Source organism: Brevundimonas sp. (assembly GCF_046295075.1).
Taxonomy (GTDB): Bacteria; Pseudomonadota; Alphaproteobacteria; order Caulobacterales; family Caulobacteraceae; genus Brevundimonas.
Window position 1 is genome coordinate 88201 of the sequence record NZ_JBKBOC010000006.1, and the last position, 25936, is coordinate 114136.

Here is a 25936-nt window from a genome sequence, read left to right on the forward strand (position 1 = left end):
TTGGCCTCCCTATATTCCAGCAACACTTGCTGTTCCAGAAGGCCCTCGCCATGACCAAGACCCTGAAGATCGACTTCGTTTCCGACGTGGTCTGCCCGTGGTGCGTGGTGGGCCTGGGCGGGCTTGAGACGGCGCTGGACGCCCTCAAGAGCGAGGGGATCGCCGCCGACATCGCCTTCCAGCCGTTCGAGCTGAACCCCCAGATCGCGCCCGAGGGCGAAAACATCGTCGAGCATATCGGCCGCAAATACGGCGCGAGCCCTGAACAGTCCGCCGCCAACCGCGCCATGATCCGCGAGCGGGCGGGCGAGGTCGGCTTCGACATGCGGATGACCGACGACAGCCGCATCTGGAACACCTTCGACGCCCACCGCCTGCTACACTGGGCGCACGAGACGGCGCCCGACAAGCAGAAGGCCCTGAAACAGGCGCTGTTCACCGCCCACTTCACCGAGAACCGCAACCTGACCGACGCCGGGGTCCTGACCGCCGCCGCCGAGGCCGCCGGGCTGGACCGGGCCGAGGCGGGCGAGGTGCTGGCCTCTGGCCGCTATGCGCAGGCGGTGCGCGCGGCCGAAGACCTGTGGCGATCGCGCGGCATCACCTCGGTCCCCGCCGTGGTGGTGGAGGGCAAGTATCTGATCAGCGGCGGCCAGCCGGCCCAGACGTTCGAGGACGCTCTGAGAAAGATTGCGTCGGAGGTGTGAGCCTCACCTCTCCATCGGCGCAGGCCGATGGGGAGGACAGGCGGCGCGTGCGCCGCCAGGAGGGGGCGACCGGGTGTGCGATGGGAATACGGGTCATCTCGACGACCGAGTCGCCCCCTCCTGGTCGCTGACGCGACCTGTCCTCCCCATCGCAGGCGATGGGGAGGAGACGATCACGGCGGGTCGGTTTCAGACTCCGCCTCCGCAAAAACACCGTCTGAACTGTGCAATTCGTCTGAAATCGGGGGCGGTTTCAGGTCGTCGAGCGCGTCCACACGGGCCATCAGGGCGTCGCGGCCGGCGTAGTCGCCGGGGGTCAGGGCGGCGGCCTCCAGGGCGATGACGCCGATTTCCCGCGCGACGGCCGTGGCGCGTTCGGCCATGTCGGGTTCTTTCGGTTTGGGCTCGGGCTTCGGCGCCGGCGGCTCCGCCTCGCGCGCCAGGCGGGTCAGATGGGCGTGCAGCCGCACCCACCGCGCCGCCTCCATCGCGCGCCCGGCCTGGACCGCCCGGCCCATCCGCACCAGGGCGTGAGCCGCCATTTCCGCAAAGTCGGGCAGGCCCTGCGCCGTCTCGAACGGCAGGTCGATCGGTTCATCCATTGGCAGGGGCGCGGGATCGTCCTGGTCCTGACGCCGCCAGCCCTCGTCGCTGGCGCGGGCGCGGAAGGTGCTGACCCCCATGCCATAACGGGCGCAGACCGTCTCGGCCGTGTCGCCGGCCAGATACTCTTTGCGGGCGTTCTCCCAGACCGTGTCGGACGCCGGGCGATAGCCGCCGCGCGCGGTCGGCGTCGGTTCGCCCCTCGCCGGTTCGCCCCTCGCCAGTTCGTGTCGGGCGGCGGCCTCTTTCTCGGCGCGCATCGAGGCCAGGGCCTCGGTGATGCGCGGATCGGTCGGATCGCCGGGGATGTATTCGTCGACCGGCAGGTCGTCGGGATCGCGCCCCTCTTGCCGAGGGCCGATGTTGCCGCGCGCATCGCCCATCGGCGGCGCCTTGTGGCGGGGGATGTAGAGCAGGTCGCCGTATTCGTTCTGCTCCCACTCGCCGCGCGCGATGATGCGGGGTTGATGCTGATCCATGCTCTCCCAGGCCCCAGGCCGCCGCCCCGACATGGGACGCCCTCTCAGTCTAACCCCGCCTCAGGGGGTGATAGGGTAGACGGCGTCGATTCAGGGAAAGCCGAGGGATTTCAACGGTCGGAGAGGGGACATGTTGTATAGGAAGCCCCCATTCCTCCCCCATTGGGGGAGGGGGACCGCGGCGCCCCTTGCGCCGGGGTGGAGGGGGCTTGAGCCAGACACGGTGTCGGACGGTTGTCTCTGAAAGCGGCGATGAACGGGCGCGAGCCGATGCGCGGGCGGCCCCCTCCACCGCTGCGCGGTCCCCCTCCCCCGATGGGGGAGGATTACGTCAGGCGCGCTTCCTCTTCGGCGCAGCCGGGGCGTCGGCGGCGGTGACCAGATGCCCCTTCCAGCCGGGCGGCGGCAGGAACTTGCCGGACTTCTCCTCGCGCGTGCCCGTCTTGGCGATCCGGGCGGCGTCGCGCAGGGCCTTCAGCGTGGTTTCGCGGTCGAAGATCGTGTTCATTTCGGACCCCGAATCCAGCCGTTCGGTCTCCTCGTCGCTACTCGCATAGACCTCCCACGAGTCCACCAGCGGTTTGTAGACCGTCTCCAGATAGTCGAGGCTGAGCGCGAAACGGCGGCGCAGCGCGTGTCCTCCGGTATTCCGTGGCCGCCCTGGGCCACGCGACGCGCCACGCGGGCGACGGAGAAGTCGGCCGAGGGCGGGCGCAGATAGATCAGTTCGACCCGGTAACCGGCCGCCTTGAACCGGCGGATGCGCGGGGCGTGGGAGCGGGTGGCCAAGGTCGTCTCCAGCACCACGTCCGCCCGCTCGCCGAACAGGGCGTCCAACCGCTCCAGCACCAGCCGCCCGGCCGCCAGATCGCGCGCCGCGCCTTCGCCCGTCAGACCACGCGCGACCTCATCCGGGTTCACGAACCGAAACGCCTCCGCCCGCTGACGCAGGAAGCGGTTGACGAGGGTGGTCTTGCCGGCGCCGTTCGGTCCGGCGAGGAGGACGAGGGTGGGCATAACCACAGACCTGCGTGACATCCGGAAACAAGATTGCTCCAGCGTGAAAGACTGATGATACTCTACCACTCGCGCGGAGGTGGAATCGCGCTTTCGCAGAGGAATTCAAATATGAGCGTGAGCATCATCCTAGATACGGGCGGAGAACAGCCCGCAGGCCAAAACTACGAGAACCTCGTCGCCGACGTAAGGGCAGAAGTGGAGGGATTCGCTCAGAGTGCAGGTGGCAAGACCACTGAAAAGATGAAGGCTGCGCCGGAGAACGCTCAGGGTGCCGAGTCCTTGATCGAGTTCATAGTCGATGTGGCTCAGAACCCAGCGATGTACAAAGCGTACGCGCAGGCACTGCTCTATGGGTTGGATCAGATTATAAAGGGCATCAGAGGGGACGACGCCCGGTCAGAGCAATCGACGGGCGATCAAGCCGAACTTCCGCTTGATCGCGGGGCAAAGTTAAAGCTGAAAATTGCTGCGAAGGAGATCGCTCTGCCAGCTACCACGGCGGCGATTTCAGAGTTCATAGAAGGTTTGGGCGGCTCTGATGCCTGACCATCGCGCCCTCATTATCGGGCATTGGGGGCTGGAGAATGAGCCTGGTCCTTCATATCAAAGAATACAGGGCTTGGCCTCGCGTCTAGAACGAGCGATTGGTCTCGAAAGCCGATACCGATTCTCATCGCTAGAAGACCGAGAAAAATCTCCTAACGTGCTCTTCAATCCAGAGAGGGCGCGGATAGTGAGTTTGCTGTCTGACCAGGTGGCTAGGGTAAGCGAAAATACGCTACTTATGGTCCACTATGTAGGACATAGCCGCCCTAAGGGCGACCACGATCTCGATTTAACATTGAGGCATGATAAAAAATCTGATCGAAAATTCTATCTTTCAGTTTCTCGATTGCTTGAAGATGTTAGAGAAGCTGGATTCAAAAAATTCATTTTGAGCATCGATAGCTGTCACAGCGGACGATGTGAACGTGTAGTAGCCAGTTTTCCAAACATATTTGCGATGTTTGGCACGGGTTCCAACTACGCATTCGAAGCAAATTTTTCAGAAAGACTAATTGCTACGTTGGAGAGGCCGGCACAGCGGCAAGACCAGAGAATTAGTCGCCGTCACGGCGGCGTCACCCTAAAGAAAGTGTTTGAGCTATCTCGGGCGTCTATCATTGCCGATGGTGTAAACAAATCCGGCTACAAGCAGGAACCAACTTCTTTTGGCTCATTGGGCGATGAAGTAATCTTGGCCGCGCCACCACAAGTTCCAGCCGGGTTTCATCCTTTTGCAGGTAGGAGAACCATTTACGGGCGAATGTGGACTGCTATGCAGCTTTTGGCCGAAAGTCCTCGGTCAGGCGAAGAAGTAATCGACAATCTTCAGCTTAATGCCGATTTTAAATTGGCCGACGATGGGATCACGGGACGCTATGTCAGCAGAGATCGCCTGCAGATTTATCTCGATTTTCTGCTCAGGGTGCGATTTGCAGTTGCACCTGAAGGCAAGTGGCAGCTCACCGAAAAAGGACGAGAGGTAGTCTCTGGGGCTAGATTCAATGCAGAGCTTATTGAGGCCATAGATAGTTTTGTCTTCGGTTCGGACGTGAACCTCGACAGGGTTGATGAGGTGTCGCGGGAGCTCATCAGCGACATGCTTCCCCCCACGCCTAAGAACATCCGTGAGCGACTGCTGATGGGAGGAACGCCGTTCGAGTTGGATGATGTAACAAAGCTCGCATTTACGATTCTACCGACAACAGGCCGGTTCATGAGGTCGTCGGTAGACTCGCTTTTCCCGTCTGAGTTGGCGCTCTGAGCCCGCCTCACAACTTCACCTCCACCACCCCGCCCCCGGCCCGGAACTTCGCGCTCATCTCCGCCATCCCGGCCTCGGCCTCCTCCAGCGAACCCCCGGCATCATTCTGCGCCGCTGCATCCCTGCGGATGTCCTGGCTGATCTTCATGCTGCAGAATTTCGGGCCGCACATGGAGCAGAAGTGGGCGGTCTTGTGGGCTTCCTTGGGCAGGGTGGCGTCGTGGTATTTGCGGGCGGTTTCGGGGTCGAGGCCGAGGTTGAACTGGTCCTCCCAGCGGAACTCGAACCGGGCGCGGCTCAGGGCGTCGTCGTGCAGGCGGGCGGCGGGGTGGCCCTTGGCCAGGTCGGCGGCGTGGGCGGCGATCTTGTAGGTGATGACGCCGTCCTTGACGTCCTGACGGTCGGGCAGGCCCAGATGCTCCTTGGGCGTGACGTAGCAGAGCATGGCCGTGCCGAACCAGCCGATCATGGCCGCCCCGATGGCGCTGGTGATGTGGTCATAGCCGGGGGCGATGTCGGTGGTGAGCGGGCCAAGCGTATAGAAGGGCGCCTCGTGGCAGTGTTTCAGCTGCTCATCCATATTGGCCTTGATCTTGTGCATCGGCACGTGGCCGGGGCCCTCGATCATGACCTGGCAGCCCTTGGCCCAGGCGATCTTGGTCAGTTCGCCCAGGGTCCGCAGCTCGGCGAACTGGGCCTCGTCATTGGCGTCGGCGATGGAGCCGGGGCGCAGGCCGTCGCCCAGGCTGAAGCTGACGTCATAGGCCCGCATGATGTCGCAGATGTCTTCGAAATGCTCATACAGGAAGCTCTCGCGGTGGTGGGACAGGCACCATTTGGCCATGATGGAGCCGCCCCGGCTGACGATGCCGGTGACGCGCTTGGCCGTCATCGGCACGAAGGGCAGGCGCACGCCGGCGTGGATGGTGAAATAGTCGACGCCCTGTTCCGCCTGTTCGATCAGGGTGTCGCGGAACACCTCCCAGGTCAGGTCCTCGGCGACGCCGTTCACCTTCTCCAGCGCCTGATAGATGGGGACGGTGCCGATGGGGACGCTGGAGTTGCGGATGATCCAGTCGCGGATGTTGTGGATGTTGCGGCCGGTGGACAGGTCCATGACGTTGTCCGCGCCCCAGCGGGTGGCCCAGACCAGTTTGTCGACCTCGTCGTCCACGCTGGACAGGACGGCGGAGTTGCCGATGTTGGCGTTGATCTTCACCAGGAAGTTGCGGCCGATGATCATCGGCTCGACCTCGGGGTGGTTGATGTTGTGCGGGATGATGGCGCGGCCGCGCGCGATCTCCTGGCGCACGAACTCGGGCGTCACGAAGTCGGGGATGCTGGCGCCGAAGTCTTCGCCGTCGCGGATGCAGGGGGCGTTCTGCTCGCGGCGCAGGTTCTCGCGGATGGCGACGTATTCCATCTCGGGCGTGATGACGCCGGCCTGGGCGTATTCGTACTGGGTGACGGGGCGGCCCTCGACGCCCTTGAAGACGCGGTGGCGCGAGGTGTCGAAGCGGGGGGCCAGGTTCTTGCCGCTGGCGTGGCCGTTGTCCTCGGGCTTGACCTCGCGGGGGTTCGCCACGGGGGCGATGTCGCCGCGATCCAGCTGCCAGCTGGATTTGACGAGCGGCAGGCCGCGCTTGATGTCGATTGTGACCGTCGGGTCGGTATAGGGGCCGGAGCTGTCGTAGATGGTCACCGGCGGCTCGTTGGCCGAGGGATGGACGGCGACCTCGCGGAAGGGGACGCGGATGTCGGGGTAAAGCTCGCCGGCGACATAGACCTTGCGCGACCCGGCGCGTTCGCCGGTCGGGATGGTTCCGGTCTCGCGCATGACCGCGTCGCGCGCGTCTTTCAGAGCCAGTTCGACATTGGGCTCTTCGGGCAGGGCGGGGGGCGTGACTTGGATGTTCATGGCGGCCTCAAACGGTTGAGGTCTGCCGACGTCGGGCGGAACGGTCCTGTTGCGTGGACCAAGGCGTTTCCCATCCCTTCGCCGGCATGACCCGGATCAGGTTCGACGGGTCAGGCGGCTACGCCAATCTCAGCCGCTCGATCGCGACCCCCCGGAGAACGAAGGGACCATAACCCAGGCTCAGGGCGCCGACCAGCCCTTGACCGAGACGGCCGCCGCGCGCGGGTCGGCGTCGAAGCGGAGGTAGGCTTCGGCGTGGCCGTGGCGGGGGACGTAGTCGAGGCTGGCGGTCGCGGTCTGGTCACCCAGCACGCCCTCGATCTCGACCGCGGCGGCGGTGTCGTCGCCGTCGTTCTGGACGCGGATGGTGGCGACGTGGCCGGCGGCGGTGGCCTCGACCGCGACGATGCGGGCGCTGAGGGCCGGGGGCGCGGCGGGTTGCAGGGCCTCCCACACCACGATGGCGATGGCCGACAGGGTGACGACGGCGCCCACCACGGCCATGACCCATTGCAGGACGGGGCGGCCGGGGTCTTCGGACTTGGCTTTGGCGGGCGGTTTGGCGGGCATGGATCCTCAGACCAGAAGGCGGGCGGCGGCGGCGCCGATGGCGGCGGGAAAGCCCAGCACGATGGCGATCTGGGCCACGCCCTGCACCGACAGACCGTCCGTCCGCCCGAAGACATAGAGGGCGAACAGGCTGATCCCCAGGGCGATGGCGTAGCCGGGCAGGGTGAAGTGAAGAAAGGCGTGCAGGGGCCGATCCGCCTCTTCCTGACCGGCGAAGCCGGCGTTGAAGACGATCAGGTGCAGCAGCAGCAGCGACAGGGCGATCAGGGCCAGGACATGCAGGGCCGTGGCCTTGTAGGCGATCAGGATGATCTCCTCGGTCGGGGCGATGTTCAGGGCGAAGAACAGGGCGCCCGCCGCCATCAGGAACAACTCGCCGAAATAGGAGGCCTCGTCTTCGTCGGTGTCGCCGCCCCTAGACTCCGAACTGGCCCCGCTGAGTTGACGTCGGGCCAGAAGCGCCCCCATGGCGCCGGGCACGGCCTGAAGCGCGACCATGCCGATGGCCTCGTGCGGCGGGGCGTTCCACTGGACCACGCCGAACAGGATCAGCAGCACCGAGGCGGTGACGAAGCCGACGGCCAGGGCCACGGCGGTGTCGAGGATGTCGTTTCGAAACCCGCGCCGCTTTGAAAAGCCCGCATAATAGGCCAGGCCGTACAGCAGGGGCAGGCCGGCCAGGATGAAGGTCAGCAGGCGCCAGCGCTCCATGGCCACGCCCTGCTCCCACATCTCCATCGTCATCAGCAGCGGGATGTTGAACACCAGGGCGCCGGCGAAGGCGCGGGCCAGATCGCGGATGTAGGCGCGCTCCTTGCGCAGGTCGATCATGGCGGCGGCGGTCATGGGGCGGCAACGCTTGGCGCTCCGTTTTGGCTCCTTGGGCCTGTCATGTAGGCGCGCTATCAAGACTTCGAACAGGAGCCGACCCCATGCATCTCGCCCGTTTCGCCCGCATCCGCCTGGCCCATCTGCCGACGCCGCTGGAGCCGCTGCCCCGGTTGTCGGAAGAGCTGGGCGTGGATTTGTGGATCAAGCGCGATGACTGCACCGGCCTGGCGGGTGGCGGCAACAAGACGCGCAAGCTGGAGTTCCTTCTGGGCGCGGCGTTCGAAGCGGACGCCGACACCCTGGTGACGCAAGGGGCGGTGCAGTCGAACCATGTGCGGCAAACTGCGGCGGCGGCGGCCGCGCACGGCCTAGCCTGCGAGATCATTCTGGAAGAGCGCACGGGGTCGAAGGCCAGCGACTATGTCGGCAACGGCAATGTGCTGCTGGACCGGCTGTTCGGGGCGACCCTGCGCACCGTGCCGGGCGGGACGGACATGGTCGCCGAGCTGGAGGCGACGGCGGACGCCGTGCGGGCGCGGGGCGGCAAGCCCTATGTCATCCCCGGCGGCGGTTCGAATCCCATTGGAGCGCTGGGCTACGTCGATTGCGCGCGCGAGATCGTGGTCCAGGCCGACGAGATGGACCTGGAGGTCCACCGGATCGTGACGGCGACGGGCAGCGCGGGCACCCATGCGGGCCTGGTCGCCGGGCTGGCGGTCATGGGGGCGGACATTGCGGTGCTGGGCGTCGGGGTGCGGGCGCCGAAGGAGAAGCAGGAGGCGAACGTCTTCAAACTGGCCGAGGAGACGGCCGCCCTGCTGGGCCAGCGGGGGCGGGTGAGGCGCGAGATGGTGGTCGCCGACTGCGACTATGTGGGCGAGGGTTACGGCCTGATCGACCAGGGGGTGATCGACGCCCTGACCCTGGCCGCGCGTCTGGACGGGATCGTGCTGGACCCGGTCTATTCCGGCAAGGCGATGAAGGGGCTGATCGCCCTGGCGCGGGCCGGGCAGTTCCGCGGCGAGACGGTGGTCTTCCTGCACACCGGCGGGGCGCAGGGGTTGTTCGGCTATCAGAGCGAGATCGAAGAGGCGCTGTAAGGGCGGTGAGTCGGGTGGACGCGCGCGAGGCGACCTTGGCGTTGTTGGCCGCCCGTGCGGAGGACGCGACCGTCTGTCCCAGCGAAGTGGCCCGAGCGCTGACCGTGGCGACCGGGGAATGGCGCGAGGCGATGCCGGAGGTTCACGCGGCGGTCGATCAGATGGTGAGCGACGGGCTGGTGCGTCTGAGCTGGAAAGGTCGTCCCTTGGCGACCCGGGCGGGCCCGTATCGGATCGGTCGCGGCAGTGCCGCGGGTCGGATTTGCAGCTGACGAACGCTTCCCATCGAGTCCGAAGGGAAGAGTTTGAGAGAAGACCCCCCGACCATGAGGTCGAGGGGCCATTTTTTAGAGCACAGGTCTTCCCGTCCGGCGCGGTTACGCGCGAGGAGGGTTTACGGGCACATGAAGTAGTAGGTGTAGTGGACGCTGTCGTAGGTGGTGGTGTTGCCGGAGTTGATGTCGGGACTGTTACAGAAGACCTGTGTGTTTCCCACCGGCTGACCGCCTGAAAGGTAGGTGATCATGAGCCAGGGTTGCTCTGCGGCGACTGCGTTGGTTGGAAACAGCGTTGCGGCGCCTACAGCCGAAGACGTCATCAAAGCCGCAGCAAGCGCGAGATGGACGAATTTCTTCACGGGCGTGTCCTCCAATGAGCCTTCGTCGTGAAGGCAGGCGCACGATCTGACATTGTGGTGTTTGCAACCAGTAACCTCTGCGTGATCGCGTTCCAGTCGTCCGCGATGAATGTTCGCAGGAGGCCGGTGGAGCAGTGGCGCGACGCTGATGCTATCTCTCATGCCGTTTGAGCACGGGCGTCGAGGCTGCTTCCCACTATGGTGGACACGGGGACGGTCGGGTAAGCGCAGGGAACTGGCGAGGCGAGGGAACTAGCGGCGCCGACACCCTGATGGCCTCGGTTTGGAGTGATGGAATGAGCAAGATCCTGGGCGTCATCGGGGGCATGGGGCCGGCGGCGACGGTGGCGTTTCTGGAGCGGGTGCAAGCGCTGACGCCGGCGCGGGGGGATGCGGATCACATCAGGGTTTTGATGGATCTGAACCCGCAGGTTCCCGATCGGAACACGCGGCCGGGCGAGGCGGAGGTGGTGCTGGGTCAGATGGCGGCGCGGCTGGCGGCGGCGGGGGCGCAGGTGATGGCCATGCCGTGCAACACGGCTCATGCCCAGGCGGACGGGATACGCGCCGTCTGCGAGGCGCAGGGGTTGAGCTTCATCGACATGATCGCGGCGACGGCGGATGCCGCTGTCGTGGCGGGTGCGAAGCGGATCGGGGTGCTGGCGACGCCGGGCGGATCGCGGCTTTATCGGGCGGCGCTGGCGGCGCGCGGGGTCGAGGCGGTGCTGCTGGACGGCGCGGATCGCGAGGCCTTCATGGGTTTGGTCTATGGGGTCAAGCGCGGCGATGTGGGCGAGGCGGCGCGGGCGGGGATGTTGCGGCTGGCGGGCGTGCTGGCGGATGCGGGCGCGCAGGCCTTGATCGCGGGATGCACGGAGGTTCCGTTGCTGCTGCGGGCGGAGGATGCGCCTGTGATGCTGACGGATTCGGCCGAGGTGCTGGCGCGGGCGTGCGTGGGGGCGTGTCTGGGTTAGATGTCGTTTTCTTTCGTCATTCCGGGCGCAGCGTAGCTGAGACCCGGAACCCAGCGGCGCGCGAGAGCGCGAACCTGTCACGGATTAGATGTCCCAGCATCCTGCGACGGAAGCATCGCCTTCGGCGCCGCTGGGTTCCCCGGTCTCGCTACGCTCGCCGGAGAATGACGAAAGAGGGGTGTGAACGGGGCTTGCCCCCCGGCCTTTGGGGCGGCAAACGAAGCGGGTGTCTATTCAGTCCCTTATCATCGATTGCGACCCCGGCGTGGATGACGCCGTGGCGTTGTTCCTGGCCTTTGCGGCGCCCGAGTTGAACCTGCTGGCGGTCACTACCGTGGGGGGCAATGTCCCCGGCGCCCTGACCCAGCGCAATGCGCGGATCGTGCGCCAGATCGCCGGGCGCGAGGACGTGCCGGTGCATGGCGGGGCCGAGCGGCCGCTGAAGCGGCCGCCGGCGGGGGCGGGCGCGTTCCATGGGCCGGAGGGTCTGGGCGATCTGGAGCCGTTCCAGCCGACGGGCATTGTCGGCGACGGCCCGGCCGCCAACGCCATCGTCGATCTGGTCATGAGCCGGTCGCAGGGTTCGGTGGCGGTCGCCGTCATGGGACCGATGACCAATCTGGCCCTGGCGATGCGGCGCGAGCGGCGGCTGGCCGACTGGCTGGGGCCGGTGGTGATCATGGGCGGCGCGCGGTCCGAAGGGGGCAACATCACGCCGTCGGCCGAGTTCAACATCTGGGCCGACCCGGATGCGGCGGCGGTGGTGTTCGGGTCGGGGTGCGAGGTGATCGCCCTGGGGCTGGACGCGACCCATCAGGTGCGTGCGACCGAGGACCGGATCGCCGCCGTCGAGACCATCGACAGCGAGGCGGCGCGAGCGACGGCGTCGATGCTGCGGTTCTCGCAGCGGGTCGAGCGCGAGATCGTCGGTTGGGATTCAGCGCCGCTGCATGATCCCTGCACCATCGCCTGGCTGATCAGGCCGGACCTGTTCGAGACGCGGCCATGCCGGATCGAGGTCGAGACGACGTCGGAACTGACGCGCGGCCATACGGCGGTGGAGTTCCGGGTCGATCCGGCGACGGCGCGGCATCGCTGGGTGGTGGCGGCGGACGGGCAGGGGGTGTTCGACCTGATCGTCGACAAGCTCAGAGATCAGGCGCGAGGGACGGGGGCATGAGGATCACCGTCGTCGGCTCGATCAACCTGGACCTGGTCGCCACGGCGCCCAGCCTGCCGGCGCCGGGCGAGACGGTGACGGGGGCGACGCTGGCGCGCCACCCCGGCGGCAAGGGCGCCAACCAGGCGCTGGCGGCGGAGAAGCTGGGGGCCGAGGTGTGCCTGATCGGGCGGGTCGGCGACGACGCCATGTCGGGCGAGGCCCTGGCCCTGATGGCGGACATGGGCGTCGATCTGTCGGGTGTGGAGACGGACATTGCGGCGCCGACCGGCGTGGCCCTGATCGCCGTCGATCCGTCGGGCGAGAACCAGATCGTGGTGGCGGCGGGCGCCAATCATTTCGTGACGCCCGAACAGCTGCCGCAGCGGATCGAGGGGGCGCTGATCGTGCAGCTGGAGCTGCCGCTTGCGACGGTGGAGGCGGCGGTGGGCCGGTCGACCGGCTTCGTCTGCGCCAATCTGGCGCCCGCCGGGCCGGTGTCGGAGGCCCTGCTGCGCCGCGCCGACCTTATCGTCGTCAACGAGATCGAGGCCGCCTACTATGGCGACAGCCTGCACCGGGGCGGCGGCCGTGTGGTGGTGACCAAGGGCGCCAAGGGCGCGTCCATGTATCAGCGCGGCGTAGAAATGGCCTGGGCGACCCCGCCTGTGGTCGAGGCGGTCGACGCGACCGGCGCGGGCGACGCCTTCGTGGCGGCCATCGTCGTGGCGTTGCTGGAAGGGATGGACCCCGCCGAAGCCTTGAAGTTCGCCTGTGCAGCGGGGGCCGTCGCGGCGACGCGCGCGGGGGCTCAGCCGTCTGCGCCGGAGCGGGAAGAGGTCGAGGAACTGCTGGCCGAGCGGAGCTGACGCCCTACTTTCGCCCAATGCAACCTGTGGCTTATGTCGCGATGGAGGGGTGAATGCTGACACGACGAGGATTGGGGCTGGCCGTGGCGGTGACGACCGCGCTGGTCGTGCGACCCGCATGGGCGCAGACGCCGTTGAGCGCCGCCCAACAATTCATGATCGAGGGCCGGTACCTGCCGCAGTATCTCGAACTCAAGGCGCAGGCGGCGGCTGGAGATGCGGCGGCGGAAGGGTTTCTGTCCCAATACGCCGCCTTCCTGGGCGACGAGGCGACGGCGATCGGCAGCCAGGAACGCGTTCGGCCCGTCGATGCGGTTCTGCCAGACCTAGAGGGCGCGCAAAGCCAGGACGCGCTTTCGGCCATCGTCGCAGCGGCGGCGGACAAGCAGATCGTCATCCTGAACGAGGCCCACAACATCTCGGGCCACCGCAGTTTCGCGGCGCGCGTGATGCGGGCGTTGCGGCCGTTGGGGTTCGACACCTTCGCCGCCGAAACCTTCATCCAACCCCAGAAACAGGCCGCGCCGTCCATGCGAGGGTTCCGGCAGGGCGAGCCGTTTCATGCCGGGTTTGGCTATTACATCGCCGACCCCGTGTTCGCCGAAGCGGTCAGGGAGGCGGCGGCCCTCGGCTATGTCTTCGCCGACTACGAATGGCGCTGGGATCAAAGGCCGCCGCAAACCGCGACGATGGACGAACAGAGCGCGGTGCGCGAAGCCGCGCAGGCCAGCAATCTGGTGGAGACCGTGCTGAAGGCGCGACCCGACGCCCGGATATTCGTTCTGTGCGGATACAGCCACGCCATGGAGGTCGAGGGCCGTGGCGGCCTTTGGTTCGCTGCGCGGTTGAAGGCCATGACGGGCATTGATCCCCTGACCATCGAACAGTCGTTGAATTGGCCCGCGACGCGGCCGCAAGCGGATGCGCCTCATGTGGCGGCGGTGCTGGCGCGCTTTCAGCCGACGGCGCCCATCATCGTGTCTCGCAATGGGCGCGCCTTCGCGCATCGGGACTATGAAGGGCGGATGGATATGAGCGTCTTCCATCCGCGACTGGACCGTGTGTCCGGGCGGCCGGGCTGGTTGGCGGCCGATCCGTTGCGAAAGGCCGTGGAGGTCTCGGTTCCGACCTTTGACGGGCCGACGCTGCTGCAGGCGCTGCACACCAGCGAGGGCATGGTCATCCCCGCCGACCACCTGATGCTGGAGCCGGGACAGACGCGAGCCACGATGATGCTGCGACCGGGGCCGTATGTCCTGCGCCTGGAGACACGCCATGGGATCGAAGCCGCCTTTGGAGAGATCTCGGTCTGAGCGCCTGCATGGCGTCCCTGTGACACCGTAACCCTGAAACGGGTTGGCACGGGTGTGCAGGCGGGGTTAGGTCTGGGGTTCGGGTTTTGTGGGGACTTCAGACGATGATGATGCGTGTTCGTGGCGTCGGGCTTGTGCTGGCGACGGTGTTGATGAGCGGCGTGGCCGGTGCGGCCTTGGCTCAAAGCTCGGGCGCCCAGACGGTGGCCCCGGCGGTTTCGGTCTATCAACAGCCGCCGACGCCCATCGCGGACATTCTGGACGCCAAGCCGACGCCGGCGCCGATGCTGAGCCCGGATCGCAAGACCCTGGTGCTGCTGGACCGGTCGAACCTGCCCAGCATCAAGGCCCTGGCCGAACCGATGCTGCGGCTGGCGGGGGCGCGGATCAATCCGAGGAACAATGGCCTGGCGGAGAGCCGGGTGTCGTGGCTGACCGGGCTGAGCCTTCAGGCGGTGGACGGTGGGGCGGCGCGGGTCGTGGCCCTGCCGGCCGAGGCGCGGTTTACGGCGCCGCGGTTCTCACCGGATGCGAAATCCCTGGCCTTCGTGCTGGATCGGCCGACGGGGCTGGAGCTGTGGGTCGTGGATGTGGCGACGGCGCGGGCGCGCAAACTGACCGAGCCGGTGGTCAATATGACGGGCGGGTCCGGCTATGAATGGCTGCCCGACAGTTCGGGCCTGCTGGTCGAGGCGGTTCCGGCCGGACGGGGGCCGGCGCCCGATGTGACCATGGCGCCGACGGGGCCGAACATCGAGGAGACGGCCGGGCGCGTGGCGCCGGTGCGGACCTATCAGGATCTGTTGTCGAACCCCGGCGACGAGGCCCTGTTCGACCATTATTTCACGTCGCAGCTGGCCTTGGTTCCGTTGAACGGCCGTGCACGGACGATTGGGGCGCCGGCGGTCTATCTGGATAGCGCGGTGTCGCCGGATGGCCAGTACATCCTGCACGAGATCGCCAAGCGGCCGTATAGTTATGTCGTGCCGGACGACCTGTTCCCGACCGAGATCGTCGTGACGGATATGGCCGGCCGGGTGGTGCGGACCATCGCCGACCTGCCGCTGAGGGACGATGTGCCGACCGCCTTCGACGCCGTGGCGCCGGGGCCGCGTTCGGTGGGATGGCGGGCCGATGCGCCGGCGACCCTGACCTGGGTCGAGGCGCTGGACGGCGGCGACATCAAGCGTGAGGCCGAGTTCAGGGACCGGGTCTTCATGCAGGCGGCGCCGTTCACGGCCGAGCCGGTCAAGCTGATCGACCTGAAGGAGCGGTTCGGCGGGATCGTGTGGGGTCGCGACGACCTGGCCATCGTCAACAGCCGCTGGTTCAACACCCGGCACGAGACGCGCTTCGTGGTCGATCCGTCGAACCCCGGCGAGGGCCGGGTGCTTCTGGAGCGGAACTATCAGGCCCGCTACGACAATCCGGGCCAGCCGGTGACCCAGCCGAATGCGGCGGGCCGGCCGGTGATCCGGTTCGATCCGCAGGGGCGGATCCTGATGTCGGGCGCCGGGGCGACGCCGCAGGGCGAGTTCCCCTTCCTGGCCGCCATGGACCCGGCGACGGGGCGCAGCGAGCGCCTGTGGACCTCGGCCGACACGGATTACGAGGCGGTGGTCGGCTTCCTGGATGCGGACGGCAAGCGGGTGGTGACGCAGCGCGAGACGCGGCTGGACCCGCCGAACCTGCAGATCCGCGACCTGACGACGGGCCAGACGACGGCCCTGACCAACTTCCCCGATCCGGCGCCGCAGCTGGCCGAGGCTACGCGGCAGCTGGTGACCTATGAGCGGGCGGACGGGGTCAAGCTGTCGGGGACGCTGTATCTGCCGGCCGGTTACGACAAGGACCGCGACGGTCCCCTGCCGATGCTGATGTGGGCCTATCCGGCCGAGTTCACCGACGCGGCGGTGGCCGGCCAGACGGTGGATGTGCAGAATCGGTTCGTGCGGCCGGGCGGGTCCAGCCATCTGTTCCTGCTGACCCAGGGCTATGCGATCTTCGACAACCCCTCCATGCCTATCATCGGCAAGGACGGGGCCGAGCCGAACGACACCTATGTCGAACAACTGGTCGCCGACGCGAAAGCCGCGGTGGACGCCGTGGTCGCGATGGGGGTGGCGGATCGCGACCGGATCGCGGTCGGGGGGCACAGCTACGGCGCCTTCATGACGGCCAACCTGCTGGCGCACAGCGACCTGTTCAGGACCGGCATCGCGCGGTCGGGCGCCTATAACCGGACGCTGACGCCGTTCGGCTTCCAGGCCGAGCAGCGCAACTATTGGGAGGCGACCGAGGTCTATACCGAGATGTCGCCCTTCACCTATGCGAACAAGCTGAACGAGCCGATCCTGCTGATCCATGGCGAGGCGGACGACAATTCGGGCACCTTCCCGGTGCAGAGCGAACGCTTTTATGCGGCGCTGAAGGGGCTGGGGGCGACGGCGCGTTACGTCACCCTGCCGCTGGAGGCGCACGGCTATCGCGCGCGGGAATCGGTGGGCCATACCCTGTGGGAGATGACCCGCTGGATGGACCAGTATGTGAAGAACGCGCCGCCGAAGCCGGCGGAGTGATCTGCGGCGACCTGTGGCGGCGTTGATGCAGGCCTGAAGGGGTTCGTCACAGCGGGCACGACGAGGTCACGATGACACGACGAGACCAAAAGCGCGTCGGCGCCGAGTTCCCAAGTCGAGACGTCGATCGCGGCTTCGCCGCCGCAGGCCATAAGGATTTTACGAACCGGCACGGCTCCGTCGTGTTCGCTGTGACCTCGCCGTGACCGTTGTGACGAACATTTTTCCTAACGGCGCTGATGATGAGCGGACATTGATCCGGGTCGTCGCGGCCGAAACCGGGCGGCGGGATTACGGTGTCGTCAGGGTCTGACGATCAGCCGCACCACCTCGCCGGCGTGCAGGCGGTCGAAGCCGGCGTTGATGTCGTCCAGAGGGATGACGCCGCTCATCAGCCGGTCCACCGGCAGGCGGCCTTGGCGATAGAGGGCGACGTAGCGGGGGATGTCGCGGCTGGGGACGCAGGTTCCGATGTAGGAGCCCTTCAGCGTGCGTTCCTCGCCGACCAGGGAGACGACGTTGACGGCTAGGGCCGCCTCGGGCGGGGGCAGGCCGGCGGTGACGGTGGTCCCGCCGCGCCGGGTCATCTTCCAGGCGTTGTCGAGGGCGCGGACCGAGCCGGCCATTTCGAAGGCGAAGTCGGCGCCGCCCTTAGTCAGGGCGCGGACCTGATCGACCGCATCGGGATCGGCGCCGTTGACCGTCTGAACCGGACCCAGGGTGCGGGCCAGGGCCAGCTTGTCCTCCGACAGATCGACGGCGACGACGGGGGAGGCGCCGCTGGCCAGGGCGCCCAGGACGCTGGCCAGGCCGACGCCGCCCAGGCCGATGACGACGACGCTCTGGCCCGCCTTGACCCCCGCCGTGTTCACCACGGCGCCGACGCCGGTCAGGACGGCGCAGCCGAACAGGGCCGCCTCTTCGAACGACAGGGCCGGGTCGATCTTCACCAGGGAGCGGCGCGAGACGACGGCGTGGGCGGCGAAGGCCGAACAGCCGAGGTGGTGGTTGACCGGCTCGCCCTCGCGGAAGATGCGGCGGGCGCCGGACAGCAACTCGCCCTTGCCGTTGGCGGCGGCGCCCGGCTCGCACAGGGCGGGACGGCCGCCGGCGCACGGGTCGCAATGACCGCAGGACGGCATGAAGACCATGACGACGTGGTCGCCGATCTGGAGGTCCGTGACGCCGTCTCCCAAGGCCTCGACCACGCCAGCGGCTTCGTGACCCAGGGCCATGGGCAGGGGGCGGGGGCGGTCGCCGTTGATGACGCTGAGGTCCGAGTGGCACAGGCCCGCCGCCTTGATCGCGACCAGGACCTCGCCGGGACCGGGCGGGTTCAGCGTCACGGTCTCGACCGACAGGGGGCGGCTGTCGGCGTAAGGGTGGGCGGCGCCCATGCGGGACAGGACGGCGGCGCGGGTCGGGATGCTCATGCTCTTGTCCTCATGTCCGAAAAGACCAGCGCGTTCGTGATCAGGCTTCTACCGATAGGCGCTTGACGCAACGTCGTCCAAGCTAGAGCGTCGGTATCGAGAGCGACGGTTCGCGTCGCCGAGGGAGATGACGATGCCGAAACGAGACGAGGGCGCCCTGGCGCACCGCGCGACCTACAAGGCCTTTCACATGGTCTCGACGCGCTGGGCGGACAACGACCAGTACGGGCACATCAACAACGCCAAATTCTACGAGTTCGTGGACTCGGCGGTGAACGCCCATCTGCTGATCGCCGACGCCCTGACGGAATCCATCGGCCTGGTGGTGGATTCGGGCTGCCGCTACACCTCCGCGCTGAAATTTCCCGACGTGATCGAGGTCGGGATCAAGGTCGACAAGATCGGCACCTCCAGCGTCAGCTACGGCTTCGCGGTGTTCAAGCGCAGCGCCGACGTGCCCGCCGCCATCGGCCATTTCGTCCATGTCTATGTCGACGCCGAAACCCGCCGGCCCAAGCCGCTGCCGGCCAAGCTGAAGGCCGTGGTGGAGAACCTGCGGGCGGGGTGAGGGCGCGGTGTCTACGAACCGCCGGCAATTGCGGATAAGTCCTTTGATCGGTCTATCGGCGTCTGCTCCGCCTTTCGCTCGGAGTAGCGGTCCACAAGCTGCGTGGTATGAGGCCGGGTCAGGATCGTGAACCGCACCAGTTCCTCCATCACATCGACGATGCGGTCGTAATAGGCCGACGGCTTCATTCGGCCCGCGTCGTCGAACTCCATGAAGGCCTTGGCGACGCTGGACTGGTTGGGGATGGTGATCATCCGCATCCATCGCCCAAGCAGGCGCAGGGTGTTGACGGCGTTGAAGCTCTGCGAGCCGCCAGACACCTGCATGACCGCCAGGGTGCGGCCCTGGGTCGGGCGCATGCCGCCCATGTTGAGCGGCAGGTGGTCGATCTGGAGCTTCATGATCGCCGAGATCTGGCCGTGGCGTTCGGGGCTGCACCAGACCATGCCTTCGGACCACATGGCGTGCTCGCGCAGTTCGTGGACGGCCGGATGGTCGTCGCCGGCGACCTGATCGGTCAGCGGCAGATCGGACGGATCGAAGATGCGGGTCTCGCAACCCATGACCTGCAACAACCGCGCCGCCTCCTCGACGCACAGGCGAGAGAAGGACCGCTCGCGCAGGGAGCCGTAGAGCAGGAGAATGCGCGGCGCGGTATTGACCGGACCCAGGCCCGTCGCGGGCGTGGTCGAGAGATAGGCCGGATCGAGCGCCGGCAGATGATCGGGATCGGGCAGGTCGCGAAGGCGGCTCATCCGATCACGCGGCGGCCGTCGGCGTCGACGACGACCTCGCCATCCTCCTTGACGAAGGGCTTCAGTCCCTCCTGGGGCAGCAGGTCCAGCACCGCCTCGGACGGGCGGCACAGTTTCACCCCCAGGGGCGAGACGACGATGGGGCGGTTCATCATTATGGGATGTGCTTCGATCGCGTCCAACAACTGATCGTCCGACAGGGCGGCGTCATCCAGGCCCAGCTCGGCATAGGGCGTGCCCTTCTCGCGCAGGATGTCGCGCACCGATCCGCCCATCCGTTCGACCAGTTGCGCCACCAGCGCCCGGCTGGGCGGGGTCTTCAGATATTCGACGACGTGCGGCTCGATCCCCACATGGCGGATCAGGGCCAGGGTGTTGCGCGACGTCCCGCACGCGGGATTGTGATAGATGACGATGTCCATTGAAGCCTCAGTCGCAGCAGGGGGCCAATTCGGCCAGCAGGGGTTGGCAAAGCTCGGCGCGGCCCTGGCAGCAGTCCTTGAGCAGAAACAGGACGACCTCGCGCAGCCGATCCAGATCGGCGCGATAGATGATCGAGCGGCTGCGCCTCTGAGACGTGATCAACCCCGCGCGGGACAGCACGCCCAGATGCGCCGACATCGTATTGGTGGGGACGGCGAGCCGGTCGGCGATCTCTCCCGCAGGCAGGCCGTCGGGTTCGTGGCGGACCAGCAGCCGAAAGGCGTCCAGCCGCGTGGACTGGGCCAGGGCCGCGAGCGCGAGAATGGCGGGTTCGGATTCCATTGTTCCAAGATACTGGAAGTATGGGTGAGTGCAAGCTAAAGGGGGGCGCTGAGGTCGCTGGTCGGCCGCTGCGGAGCCGCCCCATGATCGTCGCCCTTCTGATCTTCGCGGTCACCATCACCCTGGTGATCTGGCAGCCGAGGGGCCTGCAGATCGGCTGGAGCGCGATGGGCGGCGCGGCGGTCGCGCTGTTGCTGGGCGTCGTCACCCTGAACGACATTCCCGTGGTCTGGGGCATCGTCTGGAATGCGACGGCGACCTTCATCGCCATCATCGTCATCAGCCTGTTGCTGGACGAGGCAGGCTTTTTCGAATGGGCCGCCCTGCATGTCGGTCGATGGGGCGGCGGCCATGGGCGCAGGCTGTTCGTGCTGTTCGTCCTGTTGGGGGCGGCGGTGTCGGCCCTGTTCGCCAACGACGGGGCGGCGCTGATCCTGACGCCCATCGTCATCGCCATGCTGCTGGCGCTCGGCTACGGCCCCAAGGCGACCCTGGCCTTCGTCATGGCGGCGGGCTTCATCGCCGACGCCGCCAGCCTGCCGCTGGTGGTGTCCAACCTGGTCAACATCGTCTCGGCCGACTTCTTCGACATCGGCTTCGACCGCTATGCGGCGGTCATGGTCCCCGTGGACCTGGCGGCCATCGCCGCGACGCTCGTGGTCCTGTTCGCCGTCTTCGGGCGCGACATCCCCAGGGCCTATGACGTCGACCGCCTGGCCCTGCCTGCGACGGCGATCAAGGACCGCGCGACCTTCGTCGCGGGTTGGATTGTGCTGGCTCTTCTGCTGGTCGGCTTCTTCGTGCTGGAGCCCAGAGGCGTCCCGGTTTCCGCCGTCGCGGCAGCGGGCGCGGCCATCCTTCTTGTGGTCGCCGGCCGGGGTGCGGTGATCAGCACGACCAGGGTGTTGCGCGAGGCGCCCTGGCAGATCGTGATCTTCTCCCTGGGCATGTATCTGGTGGTCTATGGGCTGGGGAACGCCGGCCTGACCCGCCATGTCGCAGGACTGCTGGACGGGTTCGCGCAAGGCGGCGTGTGGGGCGCGGCCTTCGGGACCGGCTTCCTGACCGCCTTCCTGTCGTCCATCGCCAACAACATGCCGACCGTTCTGATCGGCGCCCTGTCCATCGACGCCTCGTCGGCGACGGGCGCGGTCAAGGAGGCGATGATCTACGCCAATGTCATCGGCAGCGACCTGGGCCCCAAGATGACGCCGATCGGTTCGCTGGCCACCTTGCTGTGGCTGCACGTCCTGGCGAAGAAGGGCGTGAAGATCGGCTGGGGCTACTACTTCAAGGTCGGGGTGGTCATGACCCTGCCCGTGCTCGCCGTGACCTTGGCGGCCTTGGCCCTAAGACTGACCGTCTGACGGCGGCGACCGGTCTCCCGGCCGTCAGTCGTCCAGACGGCCGATGAGGAACAGGGCGCCGACGGCGGTCAGGGCGCCCAGGGTGAAGGCGGTGACGATGGCGCCGGTGGCGACGGCGGTCGAGACGGTGACCGGGCGGGTCTCGTACCATTCGACGATGTCGGCCTCGTGCAGGTCCTCGTCCATGTAGCCCTGGGCTTCGTAGATGGTGTCGTCTGCGGTCATGGCTGCGCTCCGTCTGTCTGCGGGGGATCAATACGCGCAAACGGTCGAGGTTCCACCCCTGTCACCCATCGTGACAGGATGACGCTCTTCGGCTGAACCTTGAAGCCTGATTCACCGCCTCGTCGAAGCGCGCAGCGCTTTCCCTTCGGCGGATCAGGCTTTATGACCGCCCGCTCAGGTTCCAGAACGCACGAAGACGATCCCATGGCCGGCCACTCGAAATTCAAGAATATCATGCACCGCAAGGGGCGCGCCGATGCGCAGCGCTCCAAGCTGTTCTCCAAACTGTCGCGCGACATCACCGTGGCGGCCAAGAACGGCATGCCCGATCCGGCGCTGAACCCGCGCCTGCGTCTGGCGGTCAACAACGCCAAGGCCGAGAGCCTGCCCAAGGACGTGATCACCCGCGCCATCAACAAGGCCTCGGGCGGCGACGTCGATACGATGGAAGAGGTCCGCTACGAGGGCCGGGGTCCGGGCGGCGTCGGCATCATCGTCGAAGCTTTGACCGACAACCGCAACCGCGCGGCGTCCAACATCGGCGCGGCCTTCAAGAAGAACGGCGGCGCCCTGAGCGAGATGAACTCGGTCGCCTTCATGTGGGACAAGGTCGGCAAGATCACCTACGCCGCCGAGGCCGGTTCGGAAGACGCCGTGATGGAGGCCGCCATCGAGGCCGGCGCCCAGGACGTCGAGAGCGACCTGGTCAAGCCGGACATCTACGAAGACGCGCCGGGCCACACGATCTGGACCGCCTTCGAGGACCTGAACGAGGTCGCCGAGGCCATGTCCAAGGTGCTGGGCGATCCCAAATCGACGGCCATCGTGTGGAAGCCGCAGTCGGAAGTGCCGGTCACCGGCGACGCCGTGGGGACGCTGTTCAAGCTGCTCGACGCGCTGGACGCCGAGGACGACGTGTCGGCGGTCTATTCCAACGAGGACATCTCGGACGAGGACGCGGCCAAGTACGCGGGCTGATTTCCGCTGAGCGGGGGCTGTGATACGGTCCCCGCATGACCGTGCATGTGACAATCGCCCTGGACGAGGCCGTCAAGGCCAGGCTGGACGCCGTGGCTTTGGCGGAGGGCCGTCAGTCGGGTGACTTGCTGGTCGAGGCTGCCGAGCGGATCGCGCTCGAAGAGGCCGCGCTGGAAGCCGCCATTGCAGAGGGCGAAGCTTCTCTGGCCGCCGGCAAGGGCATTCCCCATGAAGAGGTCGTGGCGCGGCTGCGAGCCCGGCGTGAGCGATGGACAGACATCGCTTGAAGCTGATCTGGGCTCCGGAGGCGTTGCAAGACGTCGAAGAGGGCGTCGCCTACATCGCCCGGGACAGTATCGCGGCAGCCATAGCCGTTGAAGACCGCATCATCGCCGCCGCCGAGGGTTTGCCTGATCTGCCTCACAAGGGACGTGCCCGCACGGGCGGCCGACGCGAGTTGGTGGTCGCGTCCACACCCTTCAAATTGATCTATCGTCTTGAGGACCGCGCGGTGGTCGTGGTGAGGGTATGGCACATGAGTCGGCGCCCGCTCGACTGAAACCAGCGAGTCGTTCGCACGGAACCGGGCGGCGGCGAAGGCGTAACGAGGCTTCACCGTTACGCCTGGAGCGCCCCATGGATATCACCCAGCTGATCCTCGACGACCACGCCGAACAGCGTCGGCTGTTCGCGATCATCGAACAGATCGATCCCAAGGATGTGGATGCGCTGAGCGCCGTGTGGTTGAGGCTGTCGGCGTTTCTGGACGTGCACGCCGAGGCCGAGGAGCGGTTCTTCTATCCCGAGCTGCTGAAACAGGGCGAGGGCGCCAACGACGCCGAGGACGGCACGGTCGAGGGCGAGACCGAAGACGCCATCGAGGATCACAACAAACTGCGAAACGCGGTCAAGGCGGTCGAGCAGCACGAGGTGGGGACCAAGGCCTGGTTCGACGCCGTGGGCGAGGCGAACGTGGTCAACTCCAAGCACATGGGCGAGGAGGAGCGGCAGGGGCTGACCGACTTCCGCATGAATGCGGACATCGAGACGCGCCATGCGCTGGCGGTCAAGTTCGCCGCCTTCGAGGCCGAGCACATCACGGGCGTGAAGCCGGTGAACAAGGACCCCGAGGCCTATATAGAGAAGCACGGCTGACGGCCGGCCTGCGAGCAGGGTGTCGCAGAACCGTCCGTCCAAGGAACATCCCGCCGCGTGTCGTCGTTGAGGGCGGATGAATCTGGGCAGTCTCGAAGGTGCGGTTTTGCCGATCCTGGGCGCGGTGATCGCGGGCGGTGTGATCGGCTTCGAGCGGGAATGGCGCGGGCGGCCGGCGGGTCTGCGCACCCACATATTGGTCAGTCTGGCTTCGGCCCTGCTGATGCTGGCGGCCATGTCGCAGGCGGACTGGGCGTTCCGCGCCCTGCCGGACGAGAACATCGTCACCGATCCGACGCGGATGGCGCACGGCGTGCTGACAGGGATCGGTTTTCTGTGCGCGGGCGTGATCTTTCGCACCGGGTTCTCGATCCACGGCCTGACCACGGCGGCGTCGTTGTGGATCACATCGGCGATCGGCATTTTGTTCGGCGCGGGCCTGTATGCGCTGGGGACGGCGGCGACAGTCGTTACGGCCCTGATCCTGATCGGGCTGAAGCTGATCAGCGGCCGGTTGCCGGCGCGGACGGTGGTGGACGCCGAGGTGTGCTGGGAGCGGCGCGAAGGGTCGCCCGAGCCGGCCATCGAGGCGGCCTTGCGGGCGATCGATGCGGAGGTGCGCCACGACACGTTCGAACTGATCGACGACGGGCGGACCGTGCGGCGGACGTGGCGGTTGAGGGCGGCGGAGGAAAGCCAGCTGAAGCGGCTGGCGGAACAGCTGTGCGCGATACCCGGCGTGGTCGCCTACAGCCTGGACCCGCGCGACGACTGAAAACCGTTCATTGCCCGATAACCCTCTTTGCGGCATGAGGGGAACGGATGGCGAACGAACCTGTCAGAATCATCGGCCTGGACCCCGGTCTGCGACGCACCGGCTGGGGGGTAATCGTGTCCGACGGCGCGCGGCTGAGGTGGGTGGCGCACGGGGTGGTCGCTCCGCCGGAGAGCGCGCCGTTCAGCGAGCGGCTGCTGCATCTGTTCGAGGCGCTGGGCGTGATCTGCGCCGACCACGGCTGCGAGGAGGCGGCGGTGGAAGAAGTGTTCGTCAATGTGAATCCGTCCTCGACACTGAAGCTGGGCCATGCGCGGGCGGCGGTGATGCTGGCGCCGGCCAAGCTGGGGCTGACGGTGGCGGAATATTCGCCGAACCTGATCAAGAAGGCGGTGGTGGGCGCGGGCCATGCGGACAAGAGCCAGATCGCCTTCATGATCAAGCGGCTGTTGCCGACCGCAGGGGACGTGAAGGCGGATGCGGCGGACGCGCTGGCCGTGGCGGTCACCCATGCGCAACTGAGGAAACGGTCCTTGCTGGAAGCGATGCATCGGGGGGCGGCGTGATCGGTCGTCTGAGAGGCGTGCTGGCAGAGGTCGGGGAGGCGGACTGCCTGATCGACTGTGCGGGCGTGGGCTATGTCGTGGCGTGCGGGGCGCGGACGCTGGGGCGGTTGCCGGCGCCCGGCGACGAGGCGACGGTGCATGTGCATTCGCAGTGGAGCGAGGATGCGGGGCCGCGCCTGTATGGATTTCTGACGCGGGACGAACGGCGGGCCTTCACCACGCTTCTGGCCATTCAGGGCGTGGGGCCCAAGGCGGCGCTGGCGGTGCTGGACGTGCTGCCGCCGGGCGAACTGGCGGGGGCCGTGGCGCGCGAAGACAAGGCGGCCGTGGCGCGGGCCAACGGCGTGGGGCCGAAACTGGCGCTGAGGATCGTGACCGAGCTGAAGGGCAAGCCGCTGGGCGACGTCAGTTTCGCGCCGACCGCGCCGGGGATGCATGTCGAGATCGCGCCGCCCGCGCCTTCCATCACGGGCGAGGCGGTGTCGGCGCTGCTGGGGCTGGGCGTCGCCGAGGTTAATGCGCGCCGGGCCGTGGATCAGGCGCTGATCCGGCTTGAGTCGAAAAACGGGGGGGACGAGGCCGAATTGCCTGCCGTGATCCGGGCGGCGCTGCAGGAGTTGGGGCGGTGAGAACGGAACGCTCCCCAGGTTTCGGGCCATGTTCAAGGGCGGCGGGGTTGAGCCGGGCGCGCGACGCGGCCTATGCGGACGCCCCCCCGAAACGTCAGAGTGGATTTGACAATGAACAAGAAACTGCAGGTCGTGATCGTCTTCGCCGTCGGTC

The 25936-nt window shown here is 67.0% G+C and carries 31 protein-coding genes and 1 riboswitch; of the genes, 19 read left to right on the forward strand and 12 right to left on the reverse strand.

What is annotated here, in order from left to right; translation table 11 throughout:
• Positions 1-50: 50 nt before the first annotated feature.
• Positions 51-707: a DsbA family oxidoreductase gene (locus ACK4MH_RS07060; RefSeq protein WP_409716517.1), complete on the forward strand. Its 657-nt coding sequence runs from the start codon at positions 51-53 to the stop codon at positions 705-707.
• A 173-nt stretch (positions 708-880) separates the two neighbouring features.
• Here ACK4MH_RS07060 and ACK4MH_RS07065 read toward each other — a convergent pair whose 3' ends face one another.
• The 3 genes from ACK4MH_RS07065 to ACK4MH_RS07075 form a co-directional block, all read right to left on the reverse strand.
• A complete protein-coding gene (locus ACK4MH_RS07065) occupies positions 881-1789 on the reverse strand; it encodes a hypothetical protein (RefSeq protein WP_409716519.1) in 909 nt (302 codons plus the stop codon).
• 331 nt (positions 1790-2120) lie between these two features.
• Positions 2121-2297: a hypothetical protein gene (locus ACK4MH_RS07070; RefSeq protein WP_409716521.1), complete on the reverse strand. Its 177-nt coding sequence runs from the start codon at positions 2295-2297 to the stop codon at positions 2121-2123.
• Positions 2294-2806 carry a zeta toxin family protein gene (locus tag ACK4MH_RS07075; protein ID WP_409716523.1) on the reverse strand — a complete coding sequence of 171 codons (513 nt, stop codon included), beginning with the start codon at positions 2804-2806 and terminating at the stop codon, positions 2294-2296. The genes ACK4MH_RS07070 and ACK4MH_RS07075 overlap by 4 nt, the downstream gene beginning before the upstream one ends.
• 111 nt (positions 2807-2917) lie before the next feature.
• Here ACK4MH_RS07075 and ACK4MH_RS07080 point away from each other — a divergent pair, with 111 nt between their 5' ends.
• Both ACK4MH_RS07080 and ACK4MH_RS07085 read left to right on the forward strand, forming a co-directional pair.
• Positions 2918-3355 carry a hypothetical protein gene (locus ACK4MH_RS07080; protein WP_409716525.1) on the forward strand — a complete coding sequence of 146 codons (438 nt, stop codon included), beginning with the start codon at positions 2918-2920 and terminating at the stop codon, positions 3353-3355.
• Complete coding sequence (locus ACK4MH_RS07085; protein ID WP_409716527.1) at positions 3348-4616, forward strand: hypothetical protein; 1269 nt, start codon at positions 3348-3350, stop codon at positions 4614-4616. The genes ACK4MH_RS07080 and ACK4MH_RS07085 overlap by 8 nt, the downstream gene beginning before the upstream one ends.
• Before the next feature lie 7 nt (positions 4617-4623).
• Here ACK4MH_RS07085 and thiC read toward each other — a convergent pair whose 3' ends face one another.
• From thiC to ACK4MH_RS07100, 3 genes are all read right to left on the reverse strand, one after another.
• A complete protein-coding gene (thiC, locus tag ACK4MH_RS07090; RefSeq protein WP_409716681.1) occupies positions 4624-6453 on the reverse strand; it encodes a phosphomethylpyrimidine synthase ThiC in 1830 nt (609 codons plus the stop codon).
• 136 nt (positions 6454-6589) lie between these two features.
• Positions 6590-6698, reverse strand: a riboswitch (TPP riboswitch).
• Positions 6699-6714: 16 nt separating this feature from the next.
• Positions 6715-7104 (reverse strand): hypothetical protein, encoded by a 390-nt coding sequence (locus tag ACK4MH_RS07095; protein ID WP_409716529.1) that lies wholly within the window; start codon positions 7102-7104, stop codon positions 6715-6717.
• Between the two features lie 6 nt (positions 7105-7110).
• On the reverse strand, positions 7111-7950 hold the full coding sequence (locus ACK4MH_RS07100) for a TIGR02587 family membrane protein (RefSeq protein ID WP_409716531.1): 840 nt from the start codon (positions 7948-7950) through the stop codon (positions 7111-7113).
• Between the two features lie 86 nt (positions 7951-8036).
• Here ACK4MH_RS07100 and ACK4MH_RS07105 point away from each other — a divergent pair, with 86 nt between their 5' ends.
• Both ACK4MH_RS07105 and ACK4MH_RS07110 read left to right on the forward strand, forming a co-directional pair.
• Positions 8037-9035, forward strand: a complete 999-nt coding sequence (locus ACK4MH_RS07105; RefSeq protein ID WP_409716533.1) for a D-cysteine desulfhydrase — start codon at positions 8037-8039, stop codon at positions 9033-9035.
• A gap of 14 nt (positions 9036-9049) precedes the next feature.
• Complete coding sequence (locus ACK4MH_RS07110; RefSeq protein WP_409716535.1) at positions 9050-9307, forward strand: DUF3253 domain-containing protein; 258 nt, start codon at positions 9050-9052, stop codon at positions 9305-9307.
• Positions 9308-9429: 122 nt separating this feature from the next.
• Here the strand turns inward: ACK4MH_RS07110 and ACK4MH_RS07115 are convergent, their stop codons facing one another.
• Entirely contained in the window at positions 9430-9672 is a 243-nt protein-coding gene (locus ACK4MH_RS07115) for a hypothetical protein (RefSeq protein ID WP_409716537.1), read from the reverse strand.
• 296 nt (positions 9673-9968) lie between these two features.
• Here ACK4MH_RS07115 and ACK4MH_RS07120 point away from each other — a divergent pair, with 296 nt between their 5' ends.
• The 5 genes from ACK4MH_RS07120 to ACK4MH_RS07140 all read left to right on the forward strand — a co-directional run bounded on the left by ACK4MH_RS07120 (position 9969) and on the right by ACK4MH_RS07140 (position 16566).
• On the forward strand, positions 9969-10646 hold the full coding sequence (locus ACK4MH_RS07120) for an aspartate/glutamate racemase family protein (protein WP_409716539.1): 678 nt from the start codon (positions 9969-9971) through the stop codon (positions 10644-10646).
• Positions 10647-10872: 226 nt separating this feature from the next.
• The gene (locus ACK4MH_RS07125) at positions 10873-11826 is read left to right on the forward strand and encodes a nucleoside hydrolase (protein WP_409716541.1); all 954 of its coding nucleotides are present in this window, start codon (positions 10873-10875) and stop codon (positions 11824-11826) included.
• Positions 11823-12674 (forward strand): ribokinase, encoded by an 852-nt coding sequence (locus ACK4MH_RS07130; RefSeq protein ID WP_409716543.1) that lies wholly within the window; start codon positions 11823-11825, stop codon positions 12672-12674. The genes ACK4MH_RS07125 and ACK4MH_RS07130 overlap by 4 nt, the downstream gene beginning before the upstream one ends.
• Before the next feature lie 53 nt (positions 12675-12727).
• A complete protein-coding gene (locus tag ACK4MH_RS07135; RefSeq protein ID WP_409716545.1) occupies positions 12728-13987 on the forward strand; it encodes a hypothetical protein in 1260 nt (419 codons plus the stop codon).
• A gap of 104 nt (positions 13988-14091) precedes the next feature.
• On the forward strand, positions 14092-16566 hold the full coding sequence (locus ACK4MH_RS07140; RefSeq protein ID WP_409716547.1) for a S9 family peptidase: 2475 nt from the start codon (positions 14092-14094) through the stop codon (positions 16564-16566).
• A gap of 302 nt (positions 16567-16868) precedes the next feature.
• Here the strand turns inward: ACK4MH_RS07140 and ACK4MH_RS07145 are convergent, their stop codons facing one another.
• Positions 16869-17999, reverse strand: coding sequence for a zinc-dependent alcohol dehydrogenase family protein (locus ACK4MH_RS07145; RefSeq protein WP_409716549.1), 1131 nt, complete (start codon positions 17997-17999; stop codon positions 16869-16871).
• A gap of 133 nt (positions 18000-18132) precedes the next feature.
• On the opposite strand from ACK4MH_RS07145, the gene ACK4MH_RS07150 reads away from it, so the two are divergent.
• Positions 18133-18567 (forward strand): acyl-CoA thioesterase, encoded by a 435-nt coding sequence (locus ACK4MH_RS07150; protein ID WP_409716551.1) that lies wholly within the window; start codon positions 18133-18135, stop codon positions 18565-18567.
• A gap of 11 nt (positions 18568-18578) precedes the next feature.
• Here the strand turns inward: ACK4MH_RS07150 and arsH are convergent, their stop codons facing one another.
• The 3 genes from arsH to ACK4MH_RS07165 are packed head-to-tail and all read right to left on the reverse strand — an operon-like array spanning position 18579 to position 20087.
• Positions 18579-19322: an arsenical resistance protein ArsH gene (gene arsH, locus ACK4MH_RS07155; protein ID WP_409716553.1), complete on the reverse strand. Its 744-nt coding sequence runs from the start codon at positions 19320-19322 to the stop codon at positions 18579-18581.
• Positions 19319-19744 (reverse strand): arsenate reductase (glutaredoxin), encoded by a 426-nt coding sequence (gene arsC, locus ACK4MH_RS07160; RefSeq protein WP_409716556.1) that lies wholly within the window; start codon positions 19742-19744, stop codon positions 19319-19321. Before arsC ends, arsH begins: the two co-directional genes overlap by 4 nt.
• Before the next feature lie 7 nt (positions 19745-19751).
• Positions 19752-20087: an ArsR/SmtB family transcription factor gene (locus tag ACK4MH_RS07165; protein ID WP_409716558.1), complete on the reverse strand. Its 336-nt coding sequence runs from the start codon at positions 20085-20087 to the stop codon at positions 19752-19754.
• An 83-nt stretch (positions 20088-20170) separates the two neighbouring features.
• Between ACK4MH_RS07165 and ACK4MH_RS07170 the strand changes: the two genes are divergently transcribed.
• Positions 20171-21454 carry an arsenic transporter gene (locus tag ACK4MH_RS07170; protein WP_409716560.1) on the forward strand — a complete coding sequence of 428 codons (1284 nt, stop codon included), beginning with the start codon at positions 20171-20173 and terminating at the stop codon, positions 21452-21454.
• Positions 21455-21478: 24 nt separating this feature from the next.
• Here ACK4MH_RS07170 and ACK4MH_RS07175 read toward each other — a convergent pair whose 3' ends face one another.
• Positions 21479-21679: a hypothetical protein gene (locus ACK4MH_RS07175; protein WP_346494242.1), complete on the reverse strand. Its 201-nt coding sequence runs from the start codon at positions 21677-21679 to the stop codon at positions 21479-21481.
• Between the two features lie 204 nt (positions 21680-21883).
• Between ACK4MH_RS07175 and ACK4MH_RS07180 the strand changes: the two genes are divergently transcribed.
• From ACK4MH_RS07180 to ruvA, 7 genes are all read left to right on the forward strand, one after another.
• Entirely contained in the window at positions 21884-22657 is a 774-nt protein-coding gene (locus ACK4MH_RS07180) for a YebC/PmpR family DNA-binding transcriptional regulator (protein WP_409716562.1), read from the forward strand.
• A 35-nt stretch (positions 22658-22692) separates the two neighbouring features.
• On the forward strand, positions 22693-22944 hold the full coding sequence (locus tag ACK4MH_RS07185; protein WP_409716564.1) for a hypothetical protein: 252 nt from the start codon (positions 22693-22695) through the stop codon (positions 22942-22944).
• Positions 22941-23216, forward strand: coding sequence for a type II toxin-antitoxin system RelE/ParE family toxin (locus ACK4MH_RS07190; RefSeq protein ID WP_409716566.1), 276 nt, complete (start codon positions 22941-22943; stop codon positions 23214-23216). Before ACK4MH_RS07185 ends, ACK4MH_RS07190 begins: the two co-directional genes overlap by 4 nt.
• Positions 23217-23293: 77 nt before the next feature.
• Positions 23294-23812, forward strand: coding sequence for a hemerythrin domain-containing protein (locus ACK4MH_RS07195; protein WP_409716569.1), 519 nt, complete (start codon positions 23294-23296; stop codon positions 23810-23812).
• Positions 23813-23888: 76 nt separating this feature from the next.
• Positions 23889-24587 carry an MgtC/SapB family protein gene (locus tag ACK4MH_RS07200; protein ID WP_409716571.1) on the forward strand — a complete coding sequence of 233 codons (699 nt, stop codon included), beginning with the start codon at positions 23889-23891 and terminating at the stop codon, positions 24585-24587.
• A 47-nt stretch (positions 24588-24634) separates the two neighbouring features.
• The gene (ruvC, locus tag ACK4MH_RS07205; protein ID WP_372692695.1) at positions 24635-25153 is read left to right on the forward strand and encodes a crossover junction endodeoxyribonuclease RuvC; all 519 of its coding nucleotides are present in this window, start codon (positions 24635-24637) and stop codon (positions 25151-25153) included.
• Positions 25150-25782: a Holliday junction branch migration protein RuvA gene (ruvA, locus tag ACK4MH_RS07210; RefSeq protein ID WP_409716573.1), complete on the forward strand. Its 633-nt coding sequence runs from the start codon at positions 25150-25152 to the stop codon at positions 25780-25782. The genes ruvC and ruvA overlap by 4 nt, the downstream gene beginning before the upstream one ends.
• Positions 25783-25936: the final 154 nt, after the last annotated feature.